The sequence below is a fragment of the Citrobacter sp. SX206 genome (assembly GCF_024181025.1).
Taxonomy (GTDB): Bacteria; Pseudomonadota; Gammaproteobacteria; order Enterobacterales; family Enterobacteriaceae; genus Citrobacter; species Citrobacter youngae.
The window spans coordinates 2291314-2318214 of the sequence record NZ_CP049738.1 but is presented as its reverse complement, the minus strand read 5'-3'; the positions used below and the strand labels follow the sequence as shown (position 1 = coordinate 2318214).

Here is a 26901-nt window from a genome sequence, read left to right as displayed (position 1 = left end):
TATAAATCGGGTTAGCTGCAAAAAGGAGAGGTGGCGATCTTAAAACGTTTACTGGTGAAAATACAATCATTTCGTGATTAAGATCACGCTGTTTTGCGGATGATAATGCGGTGCATTACGAGAGAAAATAAAGCCGGTCAGTACTACTGACTGACCGGAGAATACCGTTACCTGAGCGAGTTTAGTGCAGCTGCGCTTCTTTCATGCACAACGCTTCATGCTCACTGTCGATGATTGGCTCAACTTTACCCATCAAAAACAGATAGTTCAAAATTCCCAGAACCACCAGTGCGGCAGAGAACACCAGCGCCCAGGTAAAGGAGCCAGTGGCTGCAACAATGGCTCCGGTAATAATTGGTCCTACCGCGCCTCCCATATTGGAGACAGTATTCTGTAACCCTGCAACAATCGATACGCTGTTTTTAGGCGCAACGTCACCCGGTAGTGCCCAGACCTGCGAGGCGGCAACCGTGGTGCCTGATTTCGCCACACACAGTAAAAATACGGTCATAAACACGGAATCAGTAAAAGGAGCAAAACCAATACATAAAGCCATTAACAGACCGATTGTCAGGAATAATTTTCTTGTAGCAGTCAGCGACAGGATCCGCTTATGTACCATACGGTCAGAGGCCCAGCCGGCAAAGACTTCGATCACCATCCCACATAATAATGGCAGGGCGGCAACCATCCCCATTTTGATAAAATCCATTCCTTTGTCTTTTACCAGATAAGTGGGTAGCCAGGTAATAAAGAAATAGGATGTATAGTTGATGGTAAAGAAACCGATACACATTGCCCAAATGTTACGGTAGCGCAACAGTTTATACCAACGCATCGGTAATACGGATTTGTCGCCGTGTTTTTGCTTTTGCCCTTCGCGAATATGTTTAATTTCGCTTGTACTGATCCTTTTGTGGTCCTCCGGGTTTTCTGTATAAATAAAATACCAGGCAATGACCCAAAAAATGCCTACACCACCAATAATCAGAAATGTCATCCGCCAGTCAAACTGGTAGATCATCCAGACAATAAGCGGCATCGCGACGGCACCACCAAATTTAGAGGCACTGTCAAACAATCCTGAGACGGTGGCCCGCTCCCGATCCGGGAACCAGCGCGCAGCGATCCCTGCATTGCTTGGATAGGCGGCGGCTTCACCGACGCCCAGAGCGAGTCTCAATGCGAGTAGAGATTTAAATCCAGTGGCTAAACCCATCATTGAGGTGGCGATTGACCACCACGCGACGGCAAAACCCAGACCTTTTTTCTGACCAAAACGGTCTGCAAACCAACCTGCCGGTATTTGCAGTAAAGAATATGACCAGAAGAACGCCGCCATGATAAACCCCATCATTTCAGGATCGAGTTTTAGCTCATCAATGAGGTGAGGTGCAGCAGCAGATAATACCGTCCGGTCAATATAGTTAATTGCAATAGCAAGCCACATTAATCCCGCAATCCACCAACGAATTCGGGATTTTTCTGCAAAATTATTCATATATCTGGCCCATGGTAGATGTTCATTTTTATTATTGTGGAAAGGGTAGGGTTATCTCCACAATGTTATAATCCGTTCATTATATTTTTAGGCTTACGCTGATGAATGACATGTTCAATGATGTTATAAACACATTGCTCGCCTATATTGCTGATCGCACCCTCGGTATATCCTGCAATATGTGCCGTAGGGATGAAATTATCGAGCGCAAATAAGGGGTGTGAATTGCACGGCTCTTGTAAAAAGACATCGGCGGCAGCGCCCTTAATGACACCCTGCGTGAGAGCCAGAAAGAGATCCTCTTCATTAACGACACCACCGCGTGAAACGTTTATGAGATAACTAGTGCTCTTCATTTTTTTCATCTGCGCTAAATCAAAGAGATTTTTGGTTTCAGGCGTCAGCGGAGTGTGTAACGTGATGAAATCACTTTGTTCTGTTAGTTCATCGAGCGAAACGTATTCAATGTGATTATCTGCGGCGAACTGTGCATCCTGCCATGCGTCGTGAGCCAGCACGCGCATATTAAAGCCGCGGGCTCGCAGTGCAACCTGTTTACCGATGTTACCTAACCCAATAATGCCAATCGTTTTTCCATATACATCGGAGGCGAAGATCCGTGGCCAGTTTCCCGCGCGGGTTTGTTCAATCGCGTAGGGGAGTTGACGCGCACAGTTAAGGATCAGGGAAAACGCAAAGTCTGCGACGGCATGCTTATTGGCATCCGGCACATTGGTAACAAAAATACCTTTTTCACGCGTGGCATTGAGGTCGATATTATCGACGCCCACGCCGTGTTTGCAGACGATTTTCAGATTCGGTGCCGCAGCTATTAGTCCGGCATTAACATCGGTAAAAGCGACGATCATTGCCACTGTCTGTTCCAGATGAGGTGCAAGCGCTTCTAAACCGGCATCTGCAGGTAGCATGATTAACTCAAGTCCGGCGTCGTTAAGCAGTTTGATCGGTTGCTGATCGTATTTGGCAAATGAAGGTGATGTACAGATGACTTTCATAATACAATCCTGTTAGTTAAGCGGCGTTGCCGCCGCTGTAAAAGTGTCTATCGTAAATAGTTATTGATAATTTGCTGGATCTGGCGTTCCTGATGAGCATCAAACGTGACAGCGTAACGGCTTGCGCCTACCTCGTGCCCCATGATTTGCAATGCTTTTTTGACTGCGGCGGGCGAGAACGCAACTTTATAGAGCTCGGTTCGCAAACCTGTGACGCTTTCCTGTGCTTCATGCGATCCGACAACATCACCGGCCTTGAATCGCGCCCAGATAGCGTTAATTTCTTTTGGCGCTACGTTCGCCAAACCGGAAATACAGGCTGAACAGCCATCAACAAATCCCTGATGAATGAGTGAATCTGGACCATTCAGCACATCAAATCCCTCGATATCTTTAACTGCATCCAGGAAGCTGCTAAGACTTTCATAACTGCCGGCACTGTCTTTGATCCCGATAATGTTCGGGTGTGCCGCCAGCACTCTGGCTGTTTCCGGTTCAATGGTATTTCCCGTACGTGCCGGAATGTTGTAGAGAAATACCGGTACCGATAGCGCGTCGGCAATCGCGGTATAGTGAGCTATCAGTTCCTGCTGTTTGAGCGGAACAAAATACGGGGTAATCACCGATACGGCATCGACGCCCAGTTTTTCTATCTGCTTGCCCAGACGAATGGTTTCACGGGTAGAGATTTCACCAATATGCGCCACTACGTTCGCCCGCCCAGCAACTTCCTCAACGCAGGTGCGGGTCACTGCTATTTTTTCTTCCTCGTTGAGCACAAAAAACTCACCGTTTGTGCCGCCGCAGAAAATACCGTTTCCGGCATTTAACTGGCGGTTTACCTGGTTTCTCAGTTCTTTAAGGTTAAGCCCGCCGTCGTGGTCGAACGGGGTAACGATTGCCGTCAGTACACCACAGATTTTCTTACTCATGATTCACTCCTTTGGTATTCAGTTCTGGAAACAGAGTTTGATAAATGGCCTGAATATCCTCATGACTCACCTCGCAGGGAGCATTATTCATCAGGCGTTTTACGTTCAGTGCGGCATCGGCCAGTGCGGGAATATCAGTAGACGGTACACCAAGCGTTGCCAGGTTATCGGGCAGGTTCAGTCGTTTCACGAGTGTGGCGAAGTACTCCACCAGGGCGCGGGATTTTTCTTCGGCACTGAGTGTTGAGTCAGCGTCAGGCAGCAGATCCCACACCAGGGCAAACTTGTCGACCACAAATGGGCGAATCACTTTCATGCAGGGTGCTAACAGAATGGCGTTAGCGACGCCATGTGGGAGATGGTATCGACCGCCGAGCGGGTAAGAGAGCGCGTGGACCAGGTGAGTACCAGCATGATTAATCGCCACACCGCCGTAATACGATGCCCACAGCATCTCCAGTTTGGCCAGCAGATTTTCCGGCTCATTGACGGAGATTTCGATATGGTTGAGTAGCTTACGCAGGCCAATGAGCGAAGCGTTATCACTTACCGGATTGGCGACGGTAGCGGTAAAGCATTCGATCAGATGACATAGCGCGTCGATGCCAGTGGACGAGGCAATATGCGCCGGCATGCTGGTGGTGAGTTCTGGCAACAGGGCCACGTAATCCGGTAATAGCACCGGAGAAATGATGCCGACTTTGGTGTTTTGTTCCGGGATCGCCAGAATCGCATTGGGAGTCGCTTCAGAACCCGTACCTGCTGTGGCGGGGATCAGCACAGAAGCAACGCGTTGCAGCGGTTTTTCTCCCGCCAGCATGGCGTCAAGCGTCGGAGATTCAGGATGGCATAAGACGGAGAGCAGTTTCGCCACATCCAGTACGCTACCACCGCCGATACCGATCACCATTTCTACGTTGAGACCTTGTACGTTTTTTAATAGTGCGCTGACATCGTGATGCCCGGGTTCTGCAGGCACATTGTCAATCAGAGCCACATGACGTCCATCGTTGGTCAGTAAGTTGCGGATCTGTGTTACCGCGCCCAGTCCGACAATATTGCTATCCGTCACCAGTAACAGCTGGCGTTTACCTGCCAGTAACGGCTCCAGTGCGGGGATAGCATTCGAACCGCTAATGACGGTGCTATTGATTGTTGCCACAGCATTCTCCTGTTGTTCGAGTGATTGAATTCGCTCACTGAGATTCAGGAACGATTGCATCATGGGCTAAATTTATAATTTATCTCGGAGATGAATAACTTGAGCTTGCTCACATTTAATCAAATGTGATTGAATATAATCATTATCAACATACAACAACCCGGAGCATGGATGAGTAGACATGTTGTAAGACCCCAGATCCTTGTCATTGCTGATGACTTTACGGGGGGAAATGATGCGGGGGTGAGTCTGGCGCTGACGGGAATGACGGTAAATGTCGCTTTCACATTGCCCTGTGCCGATGATGCAGATGTGCTGGTCATCAACACGGATAGTCGTGCGCTGGAGGCAGAGCAGGCCGCCGCCAGAGTAAGTGAGCTGGCTCTAACAAGTCAGGCTGATCCTCAGACGCAGTGGCTGAAGAAAATAGATTCAACATTGCGCGGAAACCCGGGGGCCGAACTGGACGCGTTAATGCGGATTACAGGTAAAAAGCGGGCCATCGTGGCACTGGCTTGTCCCTCAGTCGGGCGAATCACCGAGCAGGGGCAGTGCCTCGTTAACGGTATTCCGGTAACGCAGACCGAATTTGCCAGCGATCCGAAAACACCGGTGATGAGTGCCGATATTTGTGAGGTGATACAGGCACAAACCACCATTGCGTGTCGGGCGATGTCACTGAATGACTACATGCAGCACCTGCGCGAGCCTGCTGTTGAGACGCCGCAGATTTGGGTTGTGGATGCCCGGACTGACGCTGACCTTGATGTGATTGTTACTGATGCGCTGATGCAGGATGAGCTGCCGCTGCTGGTGGGGTCTGCCGGGATCTGTGACGCGCTGGCCCGTCATGTCCGGACACCGTCCTCACAGTGTTTACTGGCGGTAGTGGGTTCAATGAGTGAAATCGCTCAACAGCAGATTGCCGCTGTGTACCAGGACCCGCAGGTGGGGACTGTATTCATTGATATCGAAAATATCTTCAGCGGTAGCTCGACAGAGTACGCGCAGCGCATCGTTAGGATCCTCTCCTCTGGTAGACACTGTATTGTTCACACAAGTCCCGACAGTGAAGCACGCCATCATATTCCGCAGCTGTGCGTGCGTATGGGGATGAATCGCGCTCAGCTCGGTGAAAAAATCTGCCAGTTTCTTGGACAGCTTATCCGGCAGGTTTTGCAGGAGGTATCGCCAGGCGCGCTGTATCTCTCTGGCGGTGATGTGGCGATGGCGGTTGCAGACGCCCTTAAGGCAACAGGATTTCGTATTACTGACCGTGTGGCCCAGTGTGTGCCGTACGGTCATTTTGTCGGTGGCGACTGGCAACGCCCGGTTATGACAAAGGCAGGGGGATTCGGTGACGAAACGACGTTGCGTCAGGTTTTAAATTTTATCGAGGAGAACATGAGTGAATAACATTATTGCAGTAACTATGGGCGACCCAGCAGGTATTGGACCTGAGATTATTATTAAATCGCTGGTGGAGGGAGAGCTGTCTGGCGCGCCGGTTGTGGTTGTGGGATGTGCCCAAACGCTGCGTCGTATCCAGTCATTAAATGTCACGCCGCCAGCGGAACTCCGGGTTATCGACAGCGTAACCCAGGCGCAATTCGCCCCCGGTGTTATCAACGTGATTGACGAACCCCTTGCCGATCCTGCGGCGCTTGAACCGGGGGTGGTGCAAGCGCAGGCGGGTGATTTGGCCTATCGCTGTATTAAACGCGCTACAGCACTGGCGCTAAGTGGTGAAGTTAAGGCCATTGCCACTGCGCCGCTGAATAAAGAAGCACTGCACATGGCGGGACATCATTATCCCGGCCATACCGAACTGCTGGCACAACTGACCAACAGCAAAGACTATGCGATGGTGCTGTATACCGAACAGCTTAAAGTGATTCATGTCACCACACATATTGCACTACGTAGATTCCTTGATACGCTCAGTGAACAGCGTGTAAAAACAGTCATTCAGGTCGCAGATGATTTCCTGCGTCGTGTCGGGTTTGATAATCCACGTATTGCGGTCGCAGGCGTCAACCCCCATGCCGGCGAAAATGGCCTGTTTGGCGAGGAAGAGATAACGATTGTCGGACCCGCGGTGCAGGCAATGCAAGCGAGAGGGTTGAATGTTACGGGACCATGTCCACCAGATACTGTCTTTATGCAGTGCCACGAAGGTATGTATGACATGGTGGTGGCAATGTATCACGATCAGGGCCATATTCCGCTAAAATTGCTGGGATTCTATGATGGGGTGAATATCACCGCCGGATTGCCATTTATTCGCACTTCTGCAGACCATGGCACGGCGTTTGATATTGCCTGGACAGGTAAAGCCAAGTCTGAGAGCATGGCCGTGTCCATCCAGTTAGCAATGCAAATTACGCGGGATTAAAATGAAGGGATATAATCGGTTAGAACAGATTATGGATTATCTGAAAGGGCATAATCTGGCGACAGTTGAACAGCTTGTCGCTGTGACTCAGGCCTCTCCGGCGACCATTCGCCGCGACCTGATTAAACTCGATCAGGAAGGTGTTATCAGCCGTACTCACGGCGGCGTGACGCTTAACCGGTTTATCCCTTCACAACCAACCACACATGAAAAAATGCAGCGCAGCCTGATGGAAAAACAGGCTATTGCCTGCGCGGCGGCAAGCCTGGTGAAAGCCGGGGACGCCATTATCCTGGATGCGGGAACGACGATGATTGAACTGGCGCGCCAGCTTACCCATCTGCCGTTGCGCGTCATCACCAGCGATCTGCACATTGCGCTATTTCTTTCTGAGTTCAAGCAAATTGAAGTGACGATCATTGGCGGGCGTATTGATGACTCCAGCCAGTCCTGTATCGGCGAGCACGGGCGTAAACTGCTGCAAAACGTGTGGCCGGATATCGCGTTTCTAAGCTGTAACGGCTGGGATCTGACCCGCGGGATCACCGCACCGACGGAAGAAAAGGCCGGTCTGAAGCGCGACCTGATTGCAAACGCCAAACGTCGCGTACTGCTGGCAGACAGTTCAAAATACGGTGCATGGTCACTTTTCAACGTCACTCATCTGGATGCGTTGACGGATATCGTGACCGATGCGCGACTCAATGAAGAGGTGCGGCAGCAGCTTGAGCAACTGCCTTGCCATCTGACGTTCGCCAGTTAATCTGCATTTTGCGACAGCTGAGGTTCCAGTACCTCAATAAATGCTTCCAGCTGTCGCGTCATCGCCCCCCGACGCCAGACCAGCCACGTATTTAACCAACGCCAGTTTTCACTCAGCGGCCAGGCATTGACCTGATGGTGGCCTGGCATGCTTTCCAGCATAGAACGTGGAATCAGCGCGATTCCCGCGCCGGCAATCACACAGGCCAGCATGCCGTGGTAGGACTCCATTTCATGGATCGTGCCTGGCATGGCGCGATCGGCGTGAAACCAGCTTTCAAAGTGGCGGCGATAGGAACAGTTGGCGCGAAAGGCATAGATATTGTAACCATTCACATCGCTGGCCCGTTTGATGGGGGGGTGGCCATGTGGGGTGACAATCATCATCTCTTCACGGTACACCGGCATTCCTTCAAGACCTGGATGGGTAATAGGGCCATCAGCAAAAGCGGCGTTCAGCGTACCGTCGAGCACACCGTCCAGCATGGTACCGGACGGTCCTGTTGCCAGTGCAAACTGGATTTTAGGGTAGCGCTGATTATATTCGGCAAGTGTGGCCGGAATACGCACGGCGGCTGTACTTTCCAGCGATCCCAGAGAGAACAATCCCTGTGGTTCATCACCTGCGACCACCATCCTCGCTTCTTCTACCAGCGCCAGGATCCGCTGGCTGTAACGCAAAAAATTGTGCCCGGAGGGAGAAAGCCGCAGACGTTGATTTTCACGAATAAACAGATCGACGCCAAGGTCCGCTTCAAGCTGGCGAATACGCGTGGTGAGATTGGACGGCACGCGATGCACCTTCGCCGCAGCCTGCGTGATGCTGCCGGTCTCTGCGACGGCATTGAACATTTCAAGTTGCGTCAGGTCCATAATTTTCTCTGTTCGTGAATGGTATGGTTAATATTATTCATTTTTCAGAAAGAGTAAACCTGCGCATGATATAACCATACCTTGCGAGAAAGAGAGGCACTTATGACCATCACAGCAGCAACACATGCTATTTCCGTTGACCCGACCTGTGGCGAAATGCTGACGGCAATGCCGTGGGCCAGCGCCGATGAGATTACCCACGCGCTGAATCTGGCGGCGACGGGATTCAACGCATGGAAACACACGACCGTCACCCATCGCGCACAGATGTTGCGCCGGGTCGGACAAGCGCTGCGTGAACGCGCCGAAGAGATGGCGCAGTGTATCTCGCGTGAAATGGGTAAGCCCGTCAGGCAGGCACGTGCGGAAGTGGCAAAGTCTGCGGCATTATGTGACTGGTACGCCGAACATGGGCCAGCGATGCTCAGTACTGAGGCCACGCAGGTTGAGAATCACCAGGCCGTGATTGAGTACCGTCCCCTGGGGACTATTCTGGCGATCATGCCGTGGAACTTTCCGCTCTGGCAGGTTATGCGCGGCGCCGTGCCGATTTTGCTGGCCGGAAATGGCTATCTGTTAAAGCATGCACCGAATGTCACTGGTTGTGCCGCGATTATCGCCCAGGTCTTTACCGATGCGGAAATACCCGCTGGGGTATATGGCTGGGTGAATGCCGATAACGCCGGGGTGAGTCAGATGATCAATGACCCGCGTATCGCGGCGGTAACGGTGACGGGCAGCGTTCGTGCTGGTGCTGCGATTGGCGCTCAGGCTGGTGCAGCGCTGAAGAAATGCGTGCTTGAGTTAGGCGGTTCCGATCCGTTTATCGTGCTTAATGATGCAGACCTTGATTTAGCGGTTAAAGCCGCAGTGGCAGGGCGTTATCAGAATACCGGGCAGGTTTGTGCCGCAGCGAAACGCTTTATTATTGAAGAAGGGATTGCGGCAGAATTCACCCACCGTTTTGTTGCGGCAGCCAGTGCACTGAAAATGGGCGATCCGCTAAATGAAGAGAACGATCTCGGCCCAATGGCACGTTTTGATCTGCGGGATGAACTGCATCAGCAGGTTGAAGATTCACTGGCTCAAGGGGCGCGCTTACTCCTCGGTGGGGAAAAAATAGCTGGTCAGGGTAATTACTATGCCGTGACGGTACTGGGTGATGTTACGCCGGAAATGACTGCGTTTCGTCAGGAGCTGTTTGGCCCGGTTGCGGCGATTACCGTCGCGAAGGATGCTGAGCACGCATTAGCACTGGCTAATGACAGTGAGTTCGGCTTGTCGGCGACGTTGTTTACCGCGGATGAGGCACTGGCGCAAACTATGGCGGCCCGCCTGGAGTGTGGTGGCGTGTTTATTAATGGTTACAGTGCCAGTGATGCTCGCGTTGCTTTTGGCGGCGTGAAGAAAAGCGGTTTTGGTCGTGAGCTTTCTCACTTTGGTCTGCATGAGTTTTGCAATGTGCAAACCGTCTGGAAAAACCGTCTCTGATAGCCCGGGTGCCTCTGCAGGGGCACCCGTCTTATTTCTGCAATAAATTTGTCATTTACTCTGCGTACACTCGCGCCTAACGCTTTGATACAGAAGAGTAATATGAACATAACGCAAATTTTTCGTCGCCTGACTCCCCGTCAGTTTGGTCTGTTAACCGGTATCATTTGTATTATTGCACTGTTCTCTGTTTTGCAGATTGCATCCTCGCTTATGCTCTCAGCCTCTGTCAGGGACGCGCAGATTAATGAACAGCATAATCAGCAGGTGCTTTTGCAACAGTCGAAGATCGATGAAGCAAGGGTGGCGTTGTTATCTGCCAGCGACTTACTTAATCGTGCTGGCGTTTACTTTATGCAGGATGCGGCTACCGGCTCGGAAGGGAGCTGGCGCCCGTTAATGGAAGAGGCCCAGCATGCGTTAACGCAGTCAAAAACGGCATGGGATGCCTGGCTTGCAATGGATCCGCATCAGCCTCCCGACTTGATGGAGAGCTATCAGCGTTTTTATAGCGGTATTCAGGAGCAGGCCGATGGATTAATGCAATCCAATAGCATTGATGCGTTTTTTGCCGTGCCTGTTCAGGCGTTTCAGACAGACTTTAATGAAAATTATGCACGTTTTCAGCAAGACAGTTTCCAGCAGACGGAAAAAGGGCGAGAGCAGCTGTTGACCAGTCTTGAACGTTTACAGCACCTCTTTTTATTTATTCCTCTTGTGCTGGTGGTGATTGCGGTACTGGTCTGGCGCAGTATGTCCCGCTGGGTAATCGCGCCACTGAGACGACTGATCGATCATATTGATGTGTTAGCGGCTGGCGATCTTTCCCGTCCAGCCCCCCAGGTGAGCCAGTTTAATCGTGAAGTGACACAACTGAGCTCACGTATCGACGCGATGCAGCAGGGGCTACGGATTCTGGTGCAACAGGTGAATGACGCTACGACCTCAATGGTGGGAAATATCACTCAGCTTACGCAAAGCAATAAACAGTTATATCAGCAATCCGCGAAACAGAGCGATGAGCTAAATACGGTGACATCACATATTTCGTTTCTGGAAACACATGTCGAGGATAACAGTGGGTTTGCTCAACTGGCGAATCAACGCGCCGTGCAGGCGCGGGATATTGCTGCGGGTGGCAACCGGATGATGGCAACGGTAAATGCGTCGATGCAGGCAATTGTTGCCCGTTCATCAGAGATGCGCGGGATCATCTCACTGATTGACAGCATCGCGTTTCAGACCAATATTCTGGCGTTAAATGCGGCGATTGAAGCTGCGCATGCTGGTGAACAAGGGCGTGGATTTGCGGTTGTTGCAAAAGAAGTTGGGTTGTTGGCGAGAAAAAGCAGTCAGTCCACGCAGAATATTCAGGCGCTGATTCATCATTCCTTAGCGGGTATTGACGAAGGATTTCATGCGGTGAACGGACTGGATGACAACTTACAGCAGGTTATATCGCTGGTGGAAAATCTTGGCGCCTTACTGAATGATATTTCTGCTGCGACGATGAATCAAGGAACCCATATTCACGAGTTGACCAGTCAGCTTCAGGCTCTGAATAACGAAGCCCGACAGACCAGCGATCTGGTGAACGCTGCGTCTGATTCCTCCTTACAGTTACATCATGAATCTCATCAGCTTATGCAGGCCGTTGCCAGATTCCGTCTTCCGGCCTGACGCTGTGTATTCAGCTCTGTTATACTCGCAGGCCTTTCATACCTGCGAGCAAGGAGCATGTTGTGGCCAGGGCCATGGACAATTCAATTTTAGAGACCATTGTGCAGCAGGTTCGTCCGCTGATTGGTCAGGGAAAAGTTGCCGATTATATTCCTGCATTAGCCTCTGTCGATGGCTCAAAACTGGGTATTGCCATTTGCACCGTTGATGGTCAGCACTATCAGGCGGGGGATGCGCAAGAACGTTTTTCTATTCAGTCGATTTCAAAGGTGCTTAGCCTGGTTGTCGCAATGCGTCATTACCAGGAAGACGAGATCTGGCAACGTGTTGGCAAAGATCCTTCCGGTCACCCGTTTAACTCGCTGGTGCAGCTGGAAATGGAGCAGGGTATACCGCGTAATCCCTTTATCAATGCCGGGGCATTGGTGGTTTGCGATATGCTGCAAGGTCGCCTGAGTGCGCCACGGCAACGAATGCTGGAAGTGGTACGTGCATTAAGTGGCGTTTCAGATATTGCTTATGATACGACGGTGGCACGCTCTGAGTTTGAGCACTCAGCCCGCAACGCGGCAATTGCCTGGCTGATGAAGTCCTTTGGTAATTTTCATCACGATGTGACGACCGTTCTGCAAAATTATTTTCACTACTGCGCGCTGAAAATGAGCTGTGTGGAGCTGGCGCGCACGTTCGTCTTTCTGGCGAATCAGGGGCATGCCTTTCATCTTGCGGAGCCCGTGGTCACGCCGATGCAGGCGCGGCAGATTAACGCGCTAATGGCGACCAGCGGTATGTATCAAAATGCCGGGGAGTTTGCCTGGCGGGTAGGTTTGCCGGCGAAATCGGGTGTCGGTGGTGGTATTGTGGCGATCGTGCCGCATGAGATGGCGATTGCGGTCTGGAGTCCGGAACTGGATCCCGCAGGGAACTCGCTGGCGGGTATTGCGGTACTGGAACAATTAACTCAACAGTTAGGGCGCTCGGTTTACTGATGAACACGCTCGACTCGCTTTTTGCCCGACTGGCGAAATCGACTTTTCGATCGCGGTTTCGTCTCGGTCAGAAAGAAAGACAATATTGTCTGGAAAAAGGTGCGCCGGTCATTGAACAACATGCGGCCGATTTTATTGCTAAGCGCCTGGCTCCCGCGCTCCCGACCAATGACGGAAAGCAAACGCCGATGCGTGGACATCCGGTGTTTATCGCTCAACATGCCACGGCGACCTGCTGTAGGGGATGTCTGGCCAAATGGCATGATATACCTCAGGGGCAACCGTTGAGCGAGCAACAGCAACGTTACGTTGTCACTGTTATCTACCACTGGTTAGTGCTGCAAATGAATAAGCCATAGATAACATAATCCTATGATTCGACTCCTTGTGTTATGTAATTGTTAATTGCAGTATGAAGGGGTCAATCTAAGGAGACTAAATGGCTACCCACACCCCCTGCTTTATACTGAGCGCGGAACAGATCCTGTCGAGAATCGACGAGCTTAGTGATGTCCTTGAACAGTGCGTGAATGATGGCGCATCAGTCAGTTTTATGCTCCCTTTTAACCGCGATAAGTCGCGGCCTTTTTGGACGCGTGTTGCACAAAGTGTCTCTTGTGGAGAACGCATTGTTCTGGGGGCTGAAAATGCGCAAGGGACCCTTGTTGGGACCGTTCAGCTCATTATTGATCAACCCGAAAACCAGCCTCATCGTGCAGACGTTGCCAAACTCCTGGTTCATACCTCTGCACGGCGGTGCGGGATAGCCCGGGAATTGATGAATACACTGGAAATTTGCGCCCATCATGAAGGGAAAACCCTCCTGGTTCTTGATACGTCTACAGGCAGCGCCGCCGAGTTGTTCTACCACAATTGTGGATGGCAAAAAGCAGGGGTAATCCCTGACTATGCAAAAATGCCTGATGGAACAGTGGCCGGAACCACACTTTTTTATAAAACGCTCTAATTTGTCATCGGGGATTGATCAAAACAGGGTTTCATTGTATTAAAGTTTGCTAACCTATTAGACCAATTCAATCAGGTTGTATGACTAATCAAAAAGGGAACCCATTGTGCAAACACTAAATCGTCGCGATTTTCCCGGTGCTCACTATCCTGAACGCATTATTCAGTTTGGTGAAGGAAACTTCCTGCGCGCCTTTGTTGACTGGCAAGTTGATCTGCTGAATGAACATACCGATCTGAACGCTGGTGTGGTCATTGTTCGTCCTATCGAAAGTACTTTTCCGCCGTCACTGAGTACCCAGGATGGTCTCTATACCACCATCATTCGTGGTTTGAATGAAAAGGGCGAGGCCGTCAGCGATGCCCGTTTAATTCGTTCGGTTAACCGCGAAATCAGCGTCTATAGCGAATACGATGAGTTCCTGAAGCTGGCGCATAATCCTGAAATGCGTTTTGTTTTCTCTAACACCACGGAAGCGGGTATTAGCTACCACGCGGGTGATAAGTTTGATGATGCGCCGGCTGTGAGTTATCCGGCAAAACTGACCCGACTGCTGTTCGAACGCTATAGCCATTTCAACGGTGCGCTTGATAAAGGCTGGATTATCATTCCTTGCGAGCTGATTGATTACAATGGTGAAGCGCTGCATGAACTGGTTTTGCGTTATGCTCAGGAATGGGCGTTGCCGGAAGCATTCGTACAGTGGCTGGACCAGGCAAACGCATTTTGTTCTACGCTGGTGGACCGTATTGTTACCGGTTACCCACGTGACGAAGTTGCGAAGCTTGAAGCTGAACTGGGTTATCATGATGCGTTTCTTGATACCGCAGAACACTTTTATCTGTTTGTTATTCAGGGGCCAAAATCATTAGCCACTGAACTTCGCCTCGATAAATACCCGTTGAATGTTCTGATTGTTGATGACATCAAGCCGTATAAAGAGCGTAAAGTCGCCATTCTCAACGGTGCGCACACAGCCCTGGTACCGGTCGCCTGGCAGGCAGGGCTTGATACCGTGGGTGAGGCAATGAATGATGCTGAGATTCGCGCCTTCGTTGAGAAAGCTATCTATGAAGAGATTATTCCGGTGCTGGATCTGCCGCGTGATGAATTGGCTTCATTTGCCAGCGCGGTGACCGGCCGATTCTGCAACCCGTACATTAAGCATCAACTATTGTCGATTGCGCTTAATGGCATGACCAAATTCCGCACCCGTATTCTGCCGCAGTTGTTGGCAGGGCAGAAGGCCAGCGGCCAACTGCCGCTGCGTCTGACATTTGCCCTGGCAGCCTTGATTGCTTTCTACCGTGGTGAGCGTAACGGTGAATCTTATCCGGTTCAGGATGATGCGCATTGGATGGAGCGTTTCCAGGTGTTGTGGGCTCAGCATCGTGACCGCCAGATTACTACCGAAGCGCTGGTCAACGCGGTATTGGCCGTAAAAGATCACTGGGAACAGGATCTGACACAGGTTCCCGGGCTGGTCGAACAGGTTTCTGCCGACCTGGATTCTATCCTGGCGAAAGGCATGCGCGAAGCGGTTAAGCCACTGTGCTAATACGTTAACCCGGTTCAGACCGGGTTTTTTTATCGTCCTTATTTAGTTACAACATACAATATAACTTCTAAAAATGGAGCACACCTGTAGCTTCAATGCCCACTATGGTCAGCAGGAAAAGATGTTTAGATAATGTTGCTATAAGCTTGCAACATTGATCGCGATCACGTTTAATGTCCCGGCTTTCACATTTTCCGAAGATAACCATGATCGTTCGCCCCCAACAACACTGGCTACGCCTGATATTCGTCTGGCATGGCTCAGTATTATCCAAAATCTTTTCACGCTTGCTGCTGAATTTCCTGCTCTCCATTGCCGTTATCATCATGCTGCCATGGTATACGATGCTGGGTATCAAATTTACTTTGGCACCGTTCAGCATTCTTGGTGTCGCAATTGCAATCTTCTTAGGCTTTCGTAACAACGCTTGTTATTCGCGCTATGTTGAAGCCCGACATTTATGGGGGCAGTTGATGATTGCTTCCCGTTCGCTTCTGCGTGAGGTGAAAACGACCTTACCAGACGATGCTGAACTGGGACAGTTCGTTCGTTTGCAAATCGCATTTGCCCATTGCCTGCGTATGACTTTACGTCGACAACCGCAGGCGGAACCCCTGGCGAAATATCTCAGCGAGAGCGATTTACAGACCGTTTTTGCGGCTCAATCACCGGCCAACCGCATTCTGCTGATGATGGGGGAGTGGCTGGCCGTTCGCAGACGAAATGGGCAGCTATCTGATATATTATTTCACAGTTTAAACAACAGGTTAAATGATATGTCAGCAGTGCTGGCAGGTTGTGAGCGTATCGCGAACACACCCGTTCCGTTTGCTTACACCTTAATCCTGCATCGCACGGTATATCTGTTTTGCATCATGCTGCCGTTCGCGTTAGTGGTGGATTTACACTATATGACACCGTTCATCTCGGTGCTTATTTCCTATACTTTTATCTCGCTCGATACGCTTGCCGAAGAACTCGAAGATCCGTTTGGTACAGAGAATAATGATCTGCCACTCGATGCGATTTGTAATGCGATTGAAATCGATTTGCTGCAGATGAATGATGAAACCGTTGTGCCGGCGAAACATATGCCAGATAAGCATTACCAGCTGACATAGCATCCGGTAGAGCTGGTAACACGACCAGCTCTTATTGTTTCACGGAAGGAATAGGTAAGACTTGATGCGCCGGTGAGTGCGGTTTTAGCCGAATTCTCTTTGCCACCACGCAGGCTGCATATCGGTAAATGAATGAAACTCGGGGGCCAGATCTTCATCATTGGGATCATCAAAAACGCCCGCTAATAGCGCTATTACCGGAGCATCATCAATGGCACCAACTGAACTTCCGCATTGAGGGCAAAAAGCGCGACTGGATGTTTCTGAAGAACGCCAGGTAGTCGGTTTACCCGCTTTTCCCGTCCATTCTACATTTTCAGCATTAAATTCAATCCAGACGACGGTTGGTGCACCGGTATGCTTGCGGCAAATATCGCACGAGCAGGTATGCGAATTATTAGGGCTCGTCGCGGTAAAGCGAACAGAGCCACACAGACAACCGCCAATGTAGATTTTAGACATGACAACCCCCCGTCAGTAAACGTTCTCAGACACTAGCAGATGACTGGCTTCATCACTAGATCCTCATCGTAAAAAGGCGAGGGCGCGCATGGGGAATTCACAATAATTATCAGCCCCTGGTATAAAGAGGCTGATACCAGGAGGTCAGTGCTTAAGAATTGTGTTTAGCAACGATAAACAACCGCGGAAACGCCAGCAGTATTTTCCCATTCTCTTGCAGTGGATATTGCTCCTGCAGCAATGCATGATAACGCGCCAGATAGCGATGTTGTTCGCTTTCACTCAGGTCCTGCAACCAGGGACGCAACCCCGTCGAACTCACCCAGTCGATAATTGACTGGTGTGAATCCATAACGTGATAGTAGGTTGTACGCCAGATATCAACATCGCAATCGCAACCCATGTCAGTCAAAATATCATAGTACGCATGCACTCCGGGAAGAGGCGCACGGCCGCGATCGGGGTAACCCAGTTCATAGGCAACTTCACGCATCAGAACATGTGTTGGCTCCAGCCAGTTATCCGGCATTTGTACAGCCAATACGCCATCTTTCCCCAGCAGAGAGACCAGGTGGGGGAACAGCTGATAGTGATCGGGAACCCATTGCAAAGATGCGTTTGCATACAACAGATCTACGGGCTCTTCTGTCTGAAATGCGCTAATATCCGCTTCGATAAAATGACAGCCAGGCAACGCGTTACGCGCTTCGCTCAGCATTGCCGGCGAAGAATCCACGCCTGATATTTGCGCTGATGGCCAACGTTGATGTAGCAATGCGGTGCTGTTACCCGGGCCGCAGCCGAGATCGACGACTGAGCGGACATTCTCCAGCGCGACTCTGCTGAGTAATTCAGCTGCGGGTCGCGAACGTTCGGTTTCATATTGCAGATAGAGCGAAGGGTTCCAGTCAGCCATGTTTCTGTATCCTGTATGCGATGAAATAGTATGATTCTGAGCCAGCAATTTCCATCACGCCCTCAGAATCAATGATTCTTGTTCCTTCCCAGCATAGTAAGTGTAGCTTTAAAGGGTAAAAATAGGACAAATCGTATTACAAAAGATAATAATTCATAATCTTTCTTATACTTCTTTTGCTTTCTCTTCAGGATCGCGATCTCTCTTTGGGCATTCAAAAAGCTTCTGACATAACATTCACCATTATTATGGTTGTCGATAAAGTCATCACCGTAGTTGCTCTCATAGAGGCTTATGCAGTATTTTATTTTTTCCTTAATAGACTCAATGTCATCAAATTGAATCCAATATTCAGATAATAAATATGCTATCAACTTCTCCTGGAAAGCAGACATGGTACTGTGTGTATCATTCAAAAATATCGCATCGAAATCTTCTAAGGCTTCAATTTTATGTGTAGCTTCGTACCATTCGCTTCGCCCAAAGCAATAAACTGGCTTACCGAAAATCAAGGCTTCAATGCTTGTACCAGAATTACATGCGATAACGGCAGAACTCCCTTCAATTAATTCATGGATATTAGCATCAACAGACAAAACATTCTCGTTGGTTGCTAATAGATACGCAATCTTGGCATCAACACCTCTGGATTTACACATCGGGTGGCGTTTGATTACCAACTTTCGATTTGTCTTTTTAGCCAATGCCGCAACATAGTCTAATGCCTCCATGGCGCTGATGTTCTCATGATCGGTAACCGAATCAGAGTTGACCTGCATGGGGAAAAAAAGGTAATTCGAGGGGAGATCAACGTGGTTATGTGGTTGTTGATGCTTGGAGAGTTTTGTCTCCCTGAAAAAATCCCGCTTCTCGCCAATGATATTTTTGGCACTGTCGTGATCTATTTCATTTATTTTATCGATATATGAACTGAAGTTAACACAAATATCTGCCCACCCCGAATATCCATTTTTATCTACAGAGTACAGTCCATATATAGGTGATTCTTTTATCGAGAAAACATTTTTGTCATTATTATATGAGTGAAAGGAGAATGTAATAGATTCTTTAATTGCCAGTCTTTTAAGACCATAACAGGGAAAACTAACTGGATTCAGTACTACTTGTAATTGTTCATCATGGAGACAAGATATAAAGTTACCAATAAATTGTCGATGAATTCCTTCACTCTTACCTAGCCATTGTGGTAAGTCAAAGTAAAAACGATTTAAATCATTCATCATAACTCCACATGATTAATGTAAATAAAACTTTAGGTTAGGCTAATCTTTATTTGGCAGTCGGCTGTCCGCTAAACAGTAACGATTATCATTAAAAATATGTAGGTATTATATTATTTTCATAGGATCAATACAATCCGGTACTCTTGAATAGAAGTGGAGACAGAAGGGGGATATCGATATGACATAGGCCCTACTGGTGCCGATGTCATATTCAGAAACAAGTATGCTGATTAATATATTTCCCCACATCAACAACTTTATTTGTATCGGGGTCAACATTGAATACTATAAACCGCATTTGTGGGCAGAACAGTTCCAGGCTTTTTTTACTGCATTCCGTTTGTAACCATTTATGACTGCCACTTTCGGTTTGTACCTGATTGAGGTTTGCATCCTTACTGCACACAAAACCATCCACGATTGCTTTTTGCCTTGCAGCATCCAGATTCAAGCCAATAACATTTAGCTCATCGACGTCTTTGTCATGTGAGCTGGCAGAGACGCGGGTCAACGCACAACCGGTCAGTGTGAATGAAAGAACCAATAGAAACGCGACGCGTAAGATAGCGTTGTCATTTTGATGAACATGGATAGTTCTTTGCATTGTGCTGTAGGGTCCGTTGCTGTGAAATTCCAGGGCACAGGTTTGTGTCGTACCTTGTGGTTGTACGCGAAAAGGACTGAGTGAGCAATTGCAACGTCAGCGATTTGACGTATGCGTAAAGTATATGGTTTGAATGGTAGTCGGTGAACAGCCTGAATCCAGGAACAACGCTGTCAGGCGTTATCAATGACCAGCACAATGATGAACCCAGTATGGCAGATTTCACTTCTCTCTATCCAAGTGCGCATAATGTATATTATGTTAAATCAAATCAATACGTACCTGACTCATAACCCTCTACGGGTTCCCCCCATTACAAAATACTCATAGAAGGCCCGGCCTTGTCATCAATGGCATGCACCATGATGGCCTTGATACCCACTTGATCAGCTAAGTTAGAAATGCGCAATACAACATCATTAAGCAGCCATTTTCCAAAACTATGACCTTGCGTATAGACATCATTAGCCTGGCCGCCGGGAATAGTCACTTCGCCCTTCTCTTTCGCCTGTTTCAAGTACTGCGCGCACATTGCTGGCCTGGTACTCATTCACCGTGCTATGCCAGTTTATACCATTGCTGGTCGCCTTGCTTTCTTGTAACCTTGCGCTCGTGCAACTGACAAAATCTGGAACCACCGAACTGGACTTCATATGAATGCTCACATTTCTAAAGACCCCTTACATGGCGTGACGCTTGAAATGCAGGTCAATGCCCTGGTTAATCGTTATGGTTGGGCTGAACTTGGCCAACGGATAAACATTAACTGTTTTAAAAATGAACCGAGCGTTAAATCCAGTTTGAAGTTTCTGCGTCGTACGCCGTGGGCGCGAGCAGAAGTTGAAGCACTGTATCTTGATTCTCTGTATGACGTTGCACCAGAACCCACTGCTCCTGCTATTGATCCCTGGGCTAACAGCCGCAACAAGAAAAAATAAGAGCAAAATTCGATGTCAGCATCCGGTTTTTTTTCAGGTCATTATCAGAAAAAACTGGCGACTCTGCTCGCCCGTTCCCGCAACTCGCTACCGCTAACCAACGTGAAATGGTTCGCTGCACTGGTTGGCAGTATGCTGTTACTTGGCAGTTGCTCTTCACAACCGCCAGGGCCGAAGGTTAGCCCTCACCCCCCGGTCACAACGCCGCAACAGAGCAAAGAACCGGTTCGTGGTATCTGGCTGGCAACGGTTTCCCGTCTGGACTGGCCGCCAGTCTCATCCGTAAACATCAGTTCGCCCGCCATCCGCATCAGCCAGCAGCAAAAAGCGCTGACGGATAAGCTGGATAATCTGAAACGTCTTGGGATCAATACCGTTTTTTTCCAGGTGAAACCGGACGGCACTGCGCTGTGGCAATCCAAAATTCTCCCCTGGTCAGACACTCTGACCGGCACCATCGGCCAGGATCCTGGTTACGATCCGTTGCAATTTATGCTCGATGAGGCGCACAAACGCGGGATGAAAGTTCATGCCTGGTTTAACCCCTACCGTGTCTCCGTCAATACGAAGCCTTCAACGGTCGCAGAATTAAACCGCACGCTGTCGCAGAACCCGTCCAGCGTTTATGTTCTGCATCGGGACTGGATCCGTACATCGGGTGACCGTTTTGTACTGGACCCGGGTATTCCTGACGTGCGCGACTGGATAACCAGCATCGTGGCGGAAGTCGTTGAGAATTATCCGGTGGATGGCGTGCAGTTTGACGACTACTTCTATACCGAATCGCCGGGTTCGGCGCTTAACGACAGCCAGACTTTCAGACGGTATGGCCAGGGTTTTGATTCAAAAGCGGACTGGCGACGTCATAACACGCAACGGCTGATCGAACAGGTTTCACAGACCATCAAAAAGCTTAAGCCTGACGTGGAGTTTGGCGTCAGTCCTGCAGGCGTGTGGCGTAATCGCTCCCACGATCCGGCAGGCTCCGACACCCGTGGTGCGGCAGCGTATGATGAATCGTATGCCGATACCCGGCGCTGGGTGCAATTAGGTCTGTTGGATTACATCGCACCACAGCTGTACTGGCCTTTCGCCCGTGATGCGGCGCGTTATGATGTACTGGCAAAATGGTGGGCTGGCGTGGTGAAATCCACCAATACCCGCCTGTATATTGGCGTGGCGCTGTATAAAGTGGGTGAGCCGTCGCGAAAAGAACCGGACTGGACGATACAAGGCGGTGTGCCGGAGCTTAAAAAACAACTCGATCTGAACGAGTCTGAACCGAATATTAATGGCACTATCTTGTTTCGAGAGGACTATCTTAACCAACCGCAAACCCAGGAAGCCGTGACCTATATTCGTGACCGTTGGGGACGCTAAGTATTGCCGGGGGCTGGTGACCGGAGATAAACGCTGACGTAGCGGATAAATTTCCCGATAAACACCCCGGCGAGCACGCCACCGGTAATAATTGCCAACGCGCTCATTACCGGCTGGCGTAAAATATCGGGAGCGATAGCATTCAATACACCTTGTACATATTTGATGCCAAAGGCCAACATCATGAACGGTAATGCAGAGTAATCTGCCGGGCGATGAATGCTGCGTGGTGCGCTACTGCGTGCCAGACGACTGGGGTTTATCAACATATAGCCCACTATCGCGCCGCTAATAATACCAACCATCCACTGCAGATACGTACTGATGGACTGATCGCGGTAAGTGGCTAAATCGTAAATATCCCAAAAAAGAAAGAGCGCCGGGATCAGTGCCAGCTTTTCCAGCGTAACGGTAGCGGGTATCCTGGCTTTAATCCCACGAAATAACAGGAAGACCAACAAGACATACACCCACACCGGTGTGTGCACCAGCATCGCTACGACAAACTCAGCCATACTCCGGCTCCCGACGTGTTAACTACGTTAAGTGTAGCCTGGAGTTATCCGGGTGCAGACGATGCCCCCGGATACTTTACGTGGGGATCAGGCCGCTGAAGGCTCCGGCAATTTGAAGGAGGAAACCAGTAACGCTAATTGTTCCGCCTCTTCTTTCAGTACCTGGGTTCGCGTGGCGGCATCATCAATCAACGATGCGTTTTGCTGCACGGTGCTGTCCATTTCGGTGACGGCGAGCGTCACTTCGGAAACGCCCTTACGTTGCTCGTCACCCGCGACACGGATTTCCCCCATCAGTTGGCTAACCTGACGCACGTTGTTGACCAGCTCTTCCAGGCGCTCACCTGCATTGTGGATTTGCTGGCTGCTGCTGCCAACATGCGAAACGGACTCATCAATCAACGCTTTGATTTCCTGGGCTGCAGTGGCACTGCGCTGTGCCAGGGTACGAACTTCAGAGGCAACAACCGCAAATCCTCTGCCTGCATCCCCTGCTCTGGCGGCTTCAACGGCGGCATTCAGCGCCAGGATATTGGTCTGGAATGCAATACTGTCGATGACCGCTACAATTTCCACCATTCTACCGGACGAGGCACTGACGTTATCCATTGTCGAGATCACACCTTGCATCACGTCGCCACAGCGATTCGCCGTTTGCGCAGTGTTGTCGGAAAGTTCATCTGCCAGTTGCGTGTTGCTCGCATTTTGATGAACGGTCGCATTTAATTGTTCCATCGCGGCCGAGCTCTCTTCCAGCGCAGCCGCCTGCTGAGTTACCCGTGAAGAAAGCTCCATGTTACTGTCGGCCAGGCTGACGGCGTTATTGGCTACCACCACGCTACTGCTTCTGACGGTGATCAGAATGGCAGAAATTTTATCGACGAACAGGTTAAAGGCTTCCGCGATATCTGAAATCTCATCATTACCTCGAACATCCAGACGTCGGGTAAGATCGCCTTCACCCTGTGCGATATCATCGAGTGCGCGACGTGTATCATCGAGACGAGAGATCAAGCGACGCACCACCAGCCATGATCCTACCAGCAACACGGTCATAATCGGGATCAGCACTTCCAGCACATCCTGCATCATGACTTTGGCGAGGCCAACGATGCGCGTTTCCGGTGTCACCAGCCCTACGACCCAGCCAGTATCAGCCATCGGGAACAACATTACGCGTGACGGAGCATTCAGTACGTTATCGCTTTCCAGCGTGATGGTTTTCACGCCATCAGTCGCGCGCGGCGATTTCAGCCCGGCTTCTACCGGAGCCAGCCAGTGTGCGCTTTGCGCCAGATCGCTAAAGGTTTTGTATTTTGTCTGATCGGCCTGGGGGAAATAGAGGATCTGCCCCTGTTTATCAACCACAAATGCGTAGCCGCCGGTGCTGTTGCCTTGCTGCTGCATAAAGGTCGCTACGTTATCCAGACGAATATCGGTGGTGGCCACACCGGCAAACTTGCCGGCTAATTGATACGGAATACTGCACGTCACCATGTTCACGCCGGAACTGGCATCCTGGTAAACATCAGACCACAGGCAACTATTCTGTGAGTGACCTTTGGCATGCTGATACCAACTTTCATTGTGATAACCGGCAGATCCTTCGGCATTATAATCATTCGAAAAATCAAGCTTGCCCTCAGCATTGCGCGCCCAGAAAAAGCTACGTTTATCTACTCCCGGGGTAAACGCGTTTGGCTCTGGCCAGATCCCGCCGCCGGTAATAATTGAGTGGCTGTCTTCGCCAATCAGGTGTGGAACCACGCTTTGATACAAAGACTCATCATTAGGCAGTACTTCGGCCAGTCGTGACAGACTGACGGTTTCGCCCTCGATTCGGGATAGCACAGTACTCAGTTGACGGGTTAAACCTTGCCCTGTTTCTTCTATCAGAGCGGTATTGATTTCGACGACGCGTGGCTGACCACGCCAGAGCATAATTGCAACAATAACAAGGGTGGTCACCGCAAGCAGCAGGATGCCGCCAATGGTTAACCGCGTTGAAATACGAGTAGGATACCAGGCCATACAAACTCCTTCTGCAAAAGGCTAACTTTTACCCAGTATCGGCACAGGAGTTTATATCTTTATAACGTTTTCTTAAGTCTTACGAAATAAATAAGTGACGTTGTCACATATAGCAAAACCCAGCACTCAGGCTGGGTTTTAATACATGGATAATCTTATTTAGATAATTCTTTTTTGATTTCTTCTTTTATTTTACTTAATTCACTTTGCGGATGTTTTTTGCAAAGTTCAACGGTCAGAGGCACAGCTGTAGTGATGGTTTCGTTATAGTCAACGAAGTCGCCGCCTTTGAAGTCTTCATCTTCATTCAGCACCCAGAAAGCAACCGGAGCCATAGTTTGCGGGTTCAAATCAATAAACTCCTGGCAGCTCATGCCTTTCGGAGTGACTTCAGTTTTAGCGTTATCAGTTGCTGCATTGACGCTTACACTGGTTAACAGCGCTGCGACCAGGATGCCTGCTGTAGAAAGGGAGAATTTATTCATTGTAGTACTCCATTTATAATCCAGATAATATCTACACTTGCGCTTTAAACCGTTAATGTAGTTCGCAAAAAATAATACTCCCACCGTCAGAAGAATAAATATTACGGCCATCGATATGGCTGAAATTTATATTTCACATTACTGATTCTGATGTCTGATAAGAAATGTTGCACACAATGTGATCGTTACGACGAAATCAGCAGATTCATCCCTCACTTACCCTACCTTTGCACCAAAACTGAACTACGCTGCACAAATGTTGATCATTGGTTAATGAAAATTGATGTTTTTTAACAAAGAACCCCGACGCAGCGCTGTCGCCGACCTGGCACGCGTCCTGCATTGTTAATCCGGTAACAGTGACGCGGTATCTGACAAACAACTAACAGCGAGATGGTAATGACATCAAAACCTGAGTTATTTGCCCGCATAGAAAGGACCTTTAGCCAGCTAACGCCCAGTGAAAAGCGCGTTGCCGGTTGGTTGTTAGCGCACGCTGCACAGATCCCTTTTGAAACGGCAGACGGCATCGCGAAAGCAGCAGGAACCAGTGGCATTACCGTCGGGCGCTACCTGCGTAAACTCGGGTTTCGTAACCTGGAAGATGCGAAAGCCAGCCTGCGTGAAATACCGGCTATTCCCTATCAGCCCTGGGGAATGAACGAGCGCCTGGACTCCTGGCACCAGCAGCAAAATCTACCTGACCGCGCACAACAGTCGCTGTTGCTGGAGATTGACGCTATCACCCACGTCTACCAACTGGCGCAAAGCGAGACATTTTTACGTATTGCGCAGCAATTGGCGCAGGCAGAAGCCGTTTATATCCTTGGGATCCAGTCCACCCGCGGGATCGCTAACGCCTTTTTTAGCCATCTGGAATATCTGCGCCCGAAAGTGAGTTACTCCGAAGGGCTTTCCGGTAGCTGGGTTGAGTCGCTGAACTCGGGATTTAATCAACCTTATGTCGTGATCACCGATACGCGCGCTTACTCGGCGACATCCCGACAATATTGCCGCGTTGCCAGTGAGCGCGGCATTCCTCTCGCGTTAATCACGGATGTATGGTGCCCCTGGGCCAGAGACTATGCCATTGATTTACTTCAGGTGAAAACGGATACCGGGCACTTCTGGGATTCACTTGCTCCGGTAAGTTGCCTGTTCAACTTATTACTCTCCGCGGTGGTGGCGCAACTGGGCGACTCCCTCGCAGGACGCCTGCAAACTAACCGCCAGTTACAACAACAATTTGGTCAATTCGAACAATAAACAGGAAACGTGCTATGTCAGATACCCCAGAACTGGTCGATTTGTCGGTGATTTTCCCGTCACTGCATATCGACCTGAAATACGCTACAGCCGATAACATTACCGGTGCGCCCATCTACCAGGAAGCGCGCTGCCTGCTGCATTCCGAGGCCGTCACTGCACTGGCTAAAAGCATCAGCATCGCGCAGTTGGCGGGTTTGTCATTGGTGGTGTATGACGCCTACCGCCCACAACAGGCGCAGGCGATACTGTGGAATGCCTGTCCGGATCCGCAGTATGTGGTGGATGTTGCGATCGGTTCGAATCACAGCCGGGGTACGGCCATTGACGTCACGCTGATGGATGCTCGCGGTAATGTGCTCGATATGGGGGCTGGTTTTGATGAAATGCATGACCGTTCCCATGCCTGGCACCCTTCAGTTCCTCCGGCTGCGCAGCGTAATCGACTGCTGCTCAATGCCATCATGTTCGGCGGCGGTTTTGTCGGCATCAACAGCGAGTGGTGGCATTTCGAACTGCCAAATGCCGCGCGTTACCCGCTGCTTGACGATCAAATAACTTGTTACACTGTCACGTCTATAACAACACAACATCCCCTTTAATTCTGGAGCCT

At 49.9% G+C, this 26901-nt stretch carries 26 protein-coding genes and 1 pseudogene; 14 read left to right on the top strand and 13 right to left on the bottom strand.

Annotated features, from left to right (window positions below; genetic code table 11):
- Nucleotides 1-181: 181 nt before the first annotated feature.
- From G8S19_RS11325 to G8S19_RS11310, 4 genes are all read right to left on the bottom strand, one after another.
- On the bottom strand, nt 182-1501 hold the full coding sequence (locus tag G8S19_RS11325; RefSeq protein ID WP_048211690.1) for an MFS transporter: 1320 nt from the start codon (nt 1499-1501) through the stop codon (nt 182-184).
- 65 nt (nt 1502-1566) lie between these two features.
- Nucleotides 1567-2517 (bottom strand): phosphoglycerate dehydrogenase, encoded by a 951-nt coding sequence (locus G8S19_RS11320; RefSeq protein ID WP_048211689.1) that lies wholly within the window; start codon nt 2515-2517, stop codon nt 1567-1569.
- Nucleotides 2518-2564: 47 nt separating this feature from the next.
- Nucleotides 2565-3449, bottom strand: coding sequence for a dihydrodipicolinate synthase family protein (locus G8S19_RS11315; protein WP_061067885.1), 885 nt, complete (start codon nt 3447-3449; stop codon nt 2565-2567).
- The gene (locus G8S19_RS11310) at nt 3442-4611 is read right to left on the bottom strand and encodes an iron-containing alcohol dehydrogenase (RefSeq protein WP_048211687.1); all 1170 of its coding nucleotides are present in this window, start codon (nt 4609-4611) and stop codon (nt 3442-3444) included. Before G8S19_RS11310 ends, G8S19_RS11315 begins: the two co-directional genes overlap by 8 nt.
- A 171-nt stretch (nt 4612-4782) precedes the next feature.
- On the opposite strand from G8S19_RS11310, the gene G8S19_RS11305 reads away from it, so the two are divergent.
- The 3 genes from G8S19_RS11305 to G8S19_RS11295 are packed head-to-tail and all read left to right on the top strand — an operon-like array spanning nt 4783 to nt 7769.
- On the top strand, nt 4783-6027 hold the full coding sequence (locus G8S19_RS11305; protein ID WP_253686598.1) for a four-carbon acid sugar kinase family protein: 1245 nt from the start codon (nt 4783-4785) through the stop codon (nt 6025-6027).
- Complete coding sequence (locus G8S19_RS11300) at nt 6020-7006, top strand: D-threonate 4-phosphate dehydrogenase (RefSeq protein WP_253686596.1); 987 nt, start codon at nt 6020-6022, stop codon at nt 7004-7006. Before G8S19_RS11305 ends, G8S19_RS11300 begins: the two co-directional genes overlap by 8 nt.
- 1 nt (nt 7007) lies before the next feature.
- Nucleotides 7008-7769: a DeoR/GlpR family DNA-binding transcription regulator gene (locus tag G8S19_RS11295; RefSeq protein WP_048211684.1), complete on the top strand. Its 762-nt coding sequence runs from the start codon at nt 7008-7010 to the stop codon at nt 7767-7769.
- On the opposite strand, the gene G8S19_RS11290 is transcribed toward G8S19_RS11295, so the two are convergent.
- Nucleotides 7766-8641, bottom strand: a complete 876-nt coding sequence (locus G8S19_RS11290; protein ID WP_061067887.1) for a LysR family transcriptional regulator — start codon at nt 8639-8641, stop codon at nt 7766-7768. The genes G8S19_RS11295 and G8S19_RS11290 overlap by 4 nt on opposite strands.
- A 102-nt stretch (nt 8642-8743) precedes the next feature.
- On the opposite strand from G8S19_RS11290, the gene sad reads away from it, so the two are divergent.
- The 7 genes from sad to G8S19_RS11255 all read left to right on the top strand — a co-directional run bounded on the left by sad (nt 8744) and on the right by G8S19_RS11255 (nt 16447).
- A complete protein-coding gene (gene sad / locus G8S19_RS11285) occupies nt 8744-10132 on the top strand; it encodes a succinate-semialdehyde dehydrogenase (RefSeq protein ID WP_115643406.1) in 1389 nt (462 codons plus the stop codon).
- A gap of 102 nt (nt 10133-10234) precedes the next feature.
- On the top strand, nt 10235-11812 hold the full coding sequence (locus tag G8S19_RS11280) for a methyl-accepting chemotaxis protein (RefSeq protein ID WP_253686594.1): 1578 nt from the start codon (nt 10235-10237) through the stop codon (nt 11810-11812).
- Nucleotides 11813-11874: 62 nt separating this feature from the next.
- A complete protein-coding gene (glsB, locus tag G8S19_RS11275) occupies nt 11875-12801 on the top strand; it encodes a glutaminase B (protein WP_048211680.1) in 927 nt (308 codons plus the stop codon).
- Nucleotides 12801-13160: a DUF4186 domain-containing protein gene (locus G8S19_RS11270; protein ID WP_048211679.1), complete on the top strand. Its 360-nt coding sequence runs from the start codon at nt 12801-12803 to the stop codon at nt 13158-13160. The genes glsB and G8S19_RS11270 overlap by 1 nt, the downstream gene beginning before the upstream one ends.
- Nucleotides 13161-13240: 80 nt before the next feature.
- On the top strand, nt 13241-13768 hold the full coding sequence (locus tag G8S19_RS11265) for a GNAT family N-acetyltransferase (RefSeq protein WP_061067890.1): 528 nt from the start codon (nt 13241-13243) through the stop codon (nt 13766-13768).
- Nucleotides 13769-13874: 106 nt separating this feature from the next.
- Entirely contained in the window at nt 13875-15326 is a 1452-nt protein-coding gene (locus G8S19_RS11260; RefSeq protein ID WP_048211677.1) for a tagaturonate reductase, read from the top strand.
- A gap of 206 nt (nt 15327-15532) precedes the next feature.
- On the top strand, nt 15533-16447 hold the full coding sequence (locus tag G8S19_RS11255; protein WP_061067892.1) for a bestrophin family protein: 915 nt from the start codon (nt 15533-15535) through the stop codon (nt 16445-16447).
- Between the two features lie 84 nt (nt 16448-16531).
- Here the strand turns inward: G8S19_RS11255 and G8S19_RS11250 are convergent, their stop codons facing one another.
- From G8S19_RS11250 to G8S19_RS11230, 5 genes and pseudogenes are all read right to left on the bottom strand, one after another.
- The gene (locus tag G8S19_RS11250; protein WP_048211675.1) at nt 16532-16909 is read right to left on the bottom strand and encodes a GFA family protein; all 378 of its coding nucleotides are present in this window, start codon (nt 16907-16909) and stop codon (nt 16532-16534) included.
- Between the two features lie 151 nt (nt 16910-17060).
- The gene (gene tam / locus G8S19_RS11245) at nt 17061-17825 is read right to left on the bottom strand and encodes a trans-aconitate 2-methyltransferase (RefSeq protein ID WP_124022071.1); all 765 of its coding nucleotides are present in this window, start codon (nt 17823-17825) and stop codon (nt 17061-17063) included.
- Between the two features lie 68 nt (nt 17826-17893).
- Nucleotides 17894-19069 carry a hypothetical protein gene (locus tag G8S19_RS11240; RefSeq protein ID WP_253686592.1) on the bottom strand — a complete coding sequence of 392 codons (1176 nt, stop codon included), beginning with the start codon at nt 19067-19069 and terminating at the stop codon, nt 17894-17896.
- Between the two features lie 211 nt (nt 19070-19280).
- Nucleotides 19281-19673 (bottom strand): hypothetical protein, encoded by a 393-nt coding sequence (locus G8S19_RS11235; RefSeq protein ID WP_116360092.1) that lies wholly within the window; start codon nt 19671-19673, stop codon nt 19281-19283.
- 287 nt (nt 19674-19960) lie between these two features.
- Nucleotides 19961-20145, bottom strand: a pseudogene (locus G8S19_RS11230) (hypothetical protein); the annotation flags it as partial.
- Nucleotides 20146-20326: 181 nt separating this feature from the next.
- Here G8S19_RS11230 and G8S19_RS11225 point away from each other — a divergent pair.
- Complete coding sequence (locus G8S19_RS11225; RefSeq protein ID WP_048211670.1) at nt 20327-20611, top strand: VF530 family DNA-binding protein; 285 nt, start codon at nt 20327-20329, stop codon at nt 20609-20611.
- A 12-nt stretch (nt 20612-20623) separates the two neighbouring features.
- Nucleotides 20624-21991: a glycoside hydrolase family 10 protein gene (locus G8S19_RS11220; protein ID WP_124022073.1), complete on the top strand. Its 1368-nt coding sequence runs from the start codon at nt 20624-20626 to the stop codon at nt 21989-21991.
- Here G8S19_RS11220 and G8S19_RS11215 read toward each other — a convergent pair.
- The 3 genes from G8S19_RS11215 to hdeB all read right to left on the bottom strand — a co-directional run bounded on the left by G8S19_RS11215 (nt 21988) and on the right by hdeB (nt 25022).
- Nucleotides 21988-22506 carry a hypothetical protein gene (locus G8S19_RS11215; RefSeq protein ID WP_101742195.1) on the bottom strand — a complete coding sequence of 173 codons (519 nt, stop codon included), beginning with the start codon at nt 22504-22506 and terminating at the stop codon, nt 21988-21990. The two genes, G8S19_RS11220 and G8S19_RS11215, sit on opposite strands and share 4 nt — an antisense overlap.
- Nucleotides 22507-22593: 87 nt before the next feature.
- Entirely contained in the window at nt 22594-24537 is a 1944-nt protein-coding gene (locus G8S19_RS11210) for a methyl-accepting chemotaxis protein (protein WP_253686590.1), read from the bottom strand.
- A 155-nt stretch (nt 24538-24692) separates the two neighbouring features.
- A complete protein-coding gene (hdeB, locus tag G8S19_RS11205; RefSeq protein WP_005122660.1) occupies nt 24693-25022 on the bottom strand; it encodes an acid-activated periplasmic chaperone HdeB in 330 nt (109 codons plus the stop codon).
- 399 nt (nt 25023-25421) lie between these two features.
- Here hdeB and G8S19_RS11200 point away from each other — a divergent pair, with 399 nt between their 5' ends.
- Together G8S19_RS11200 and ddpX are read left to right on the top strand one after the other, a co-directional pair.
- Nucleotides 25422-26288, top strand: coding sequence for a MurR/RpiR family transcriptional regulator (locus G8S19_RS11200; protein ID WP_048211666.1), 867 nt, complete (start codon nt 25422-25424; stop codon nt 26286-26288).
- 14 nt (nt 26289-26302) lie between these two features.
- Nucleotides 26303-26890 (top strand): D-alanyl-D-alanine dipeptidase, encoded by a 588-nt coding sequence (gene ddpX / locus G8S19_RS11195; RefSeq protein WP_124022075.1) that lies wholly within the window; start codon nt 26303-26305, stop codon nt 26888-26890.
- Nucleotides 26891-26901: the final 11 nt, after the last annotated feature.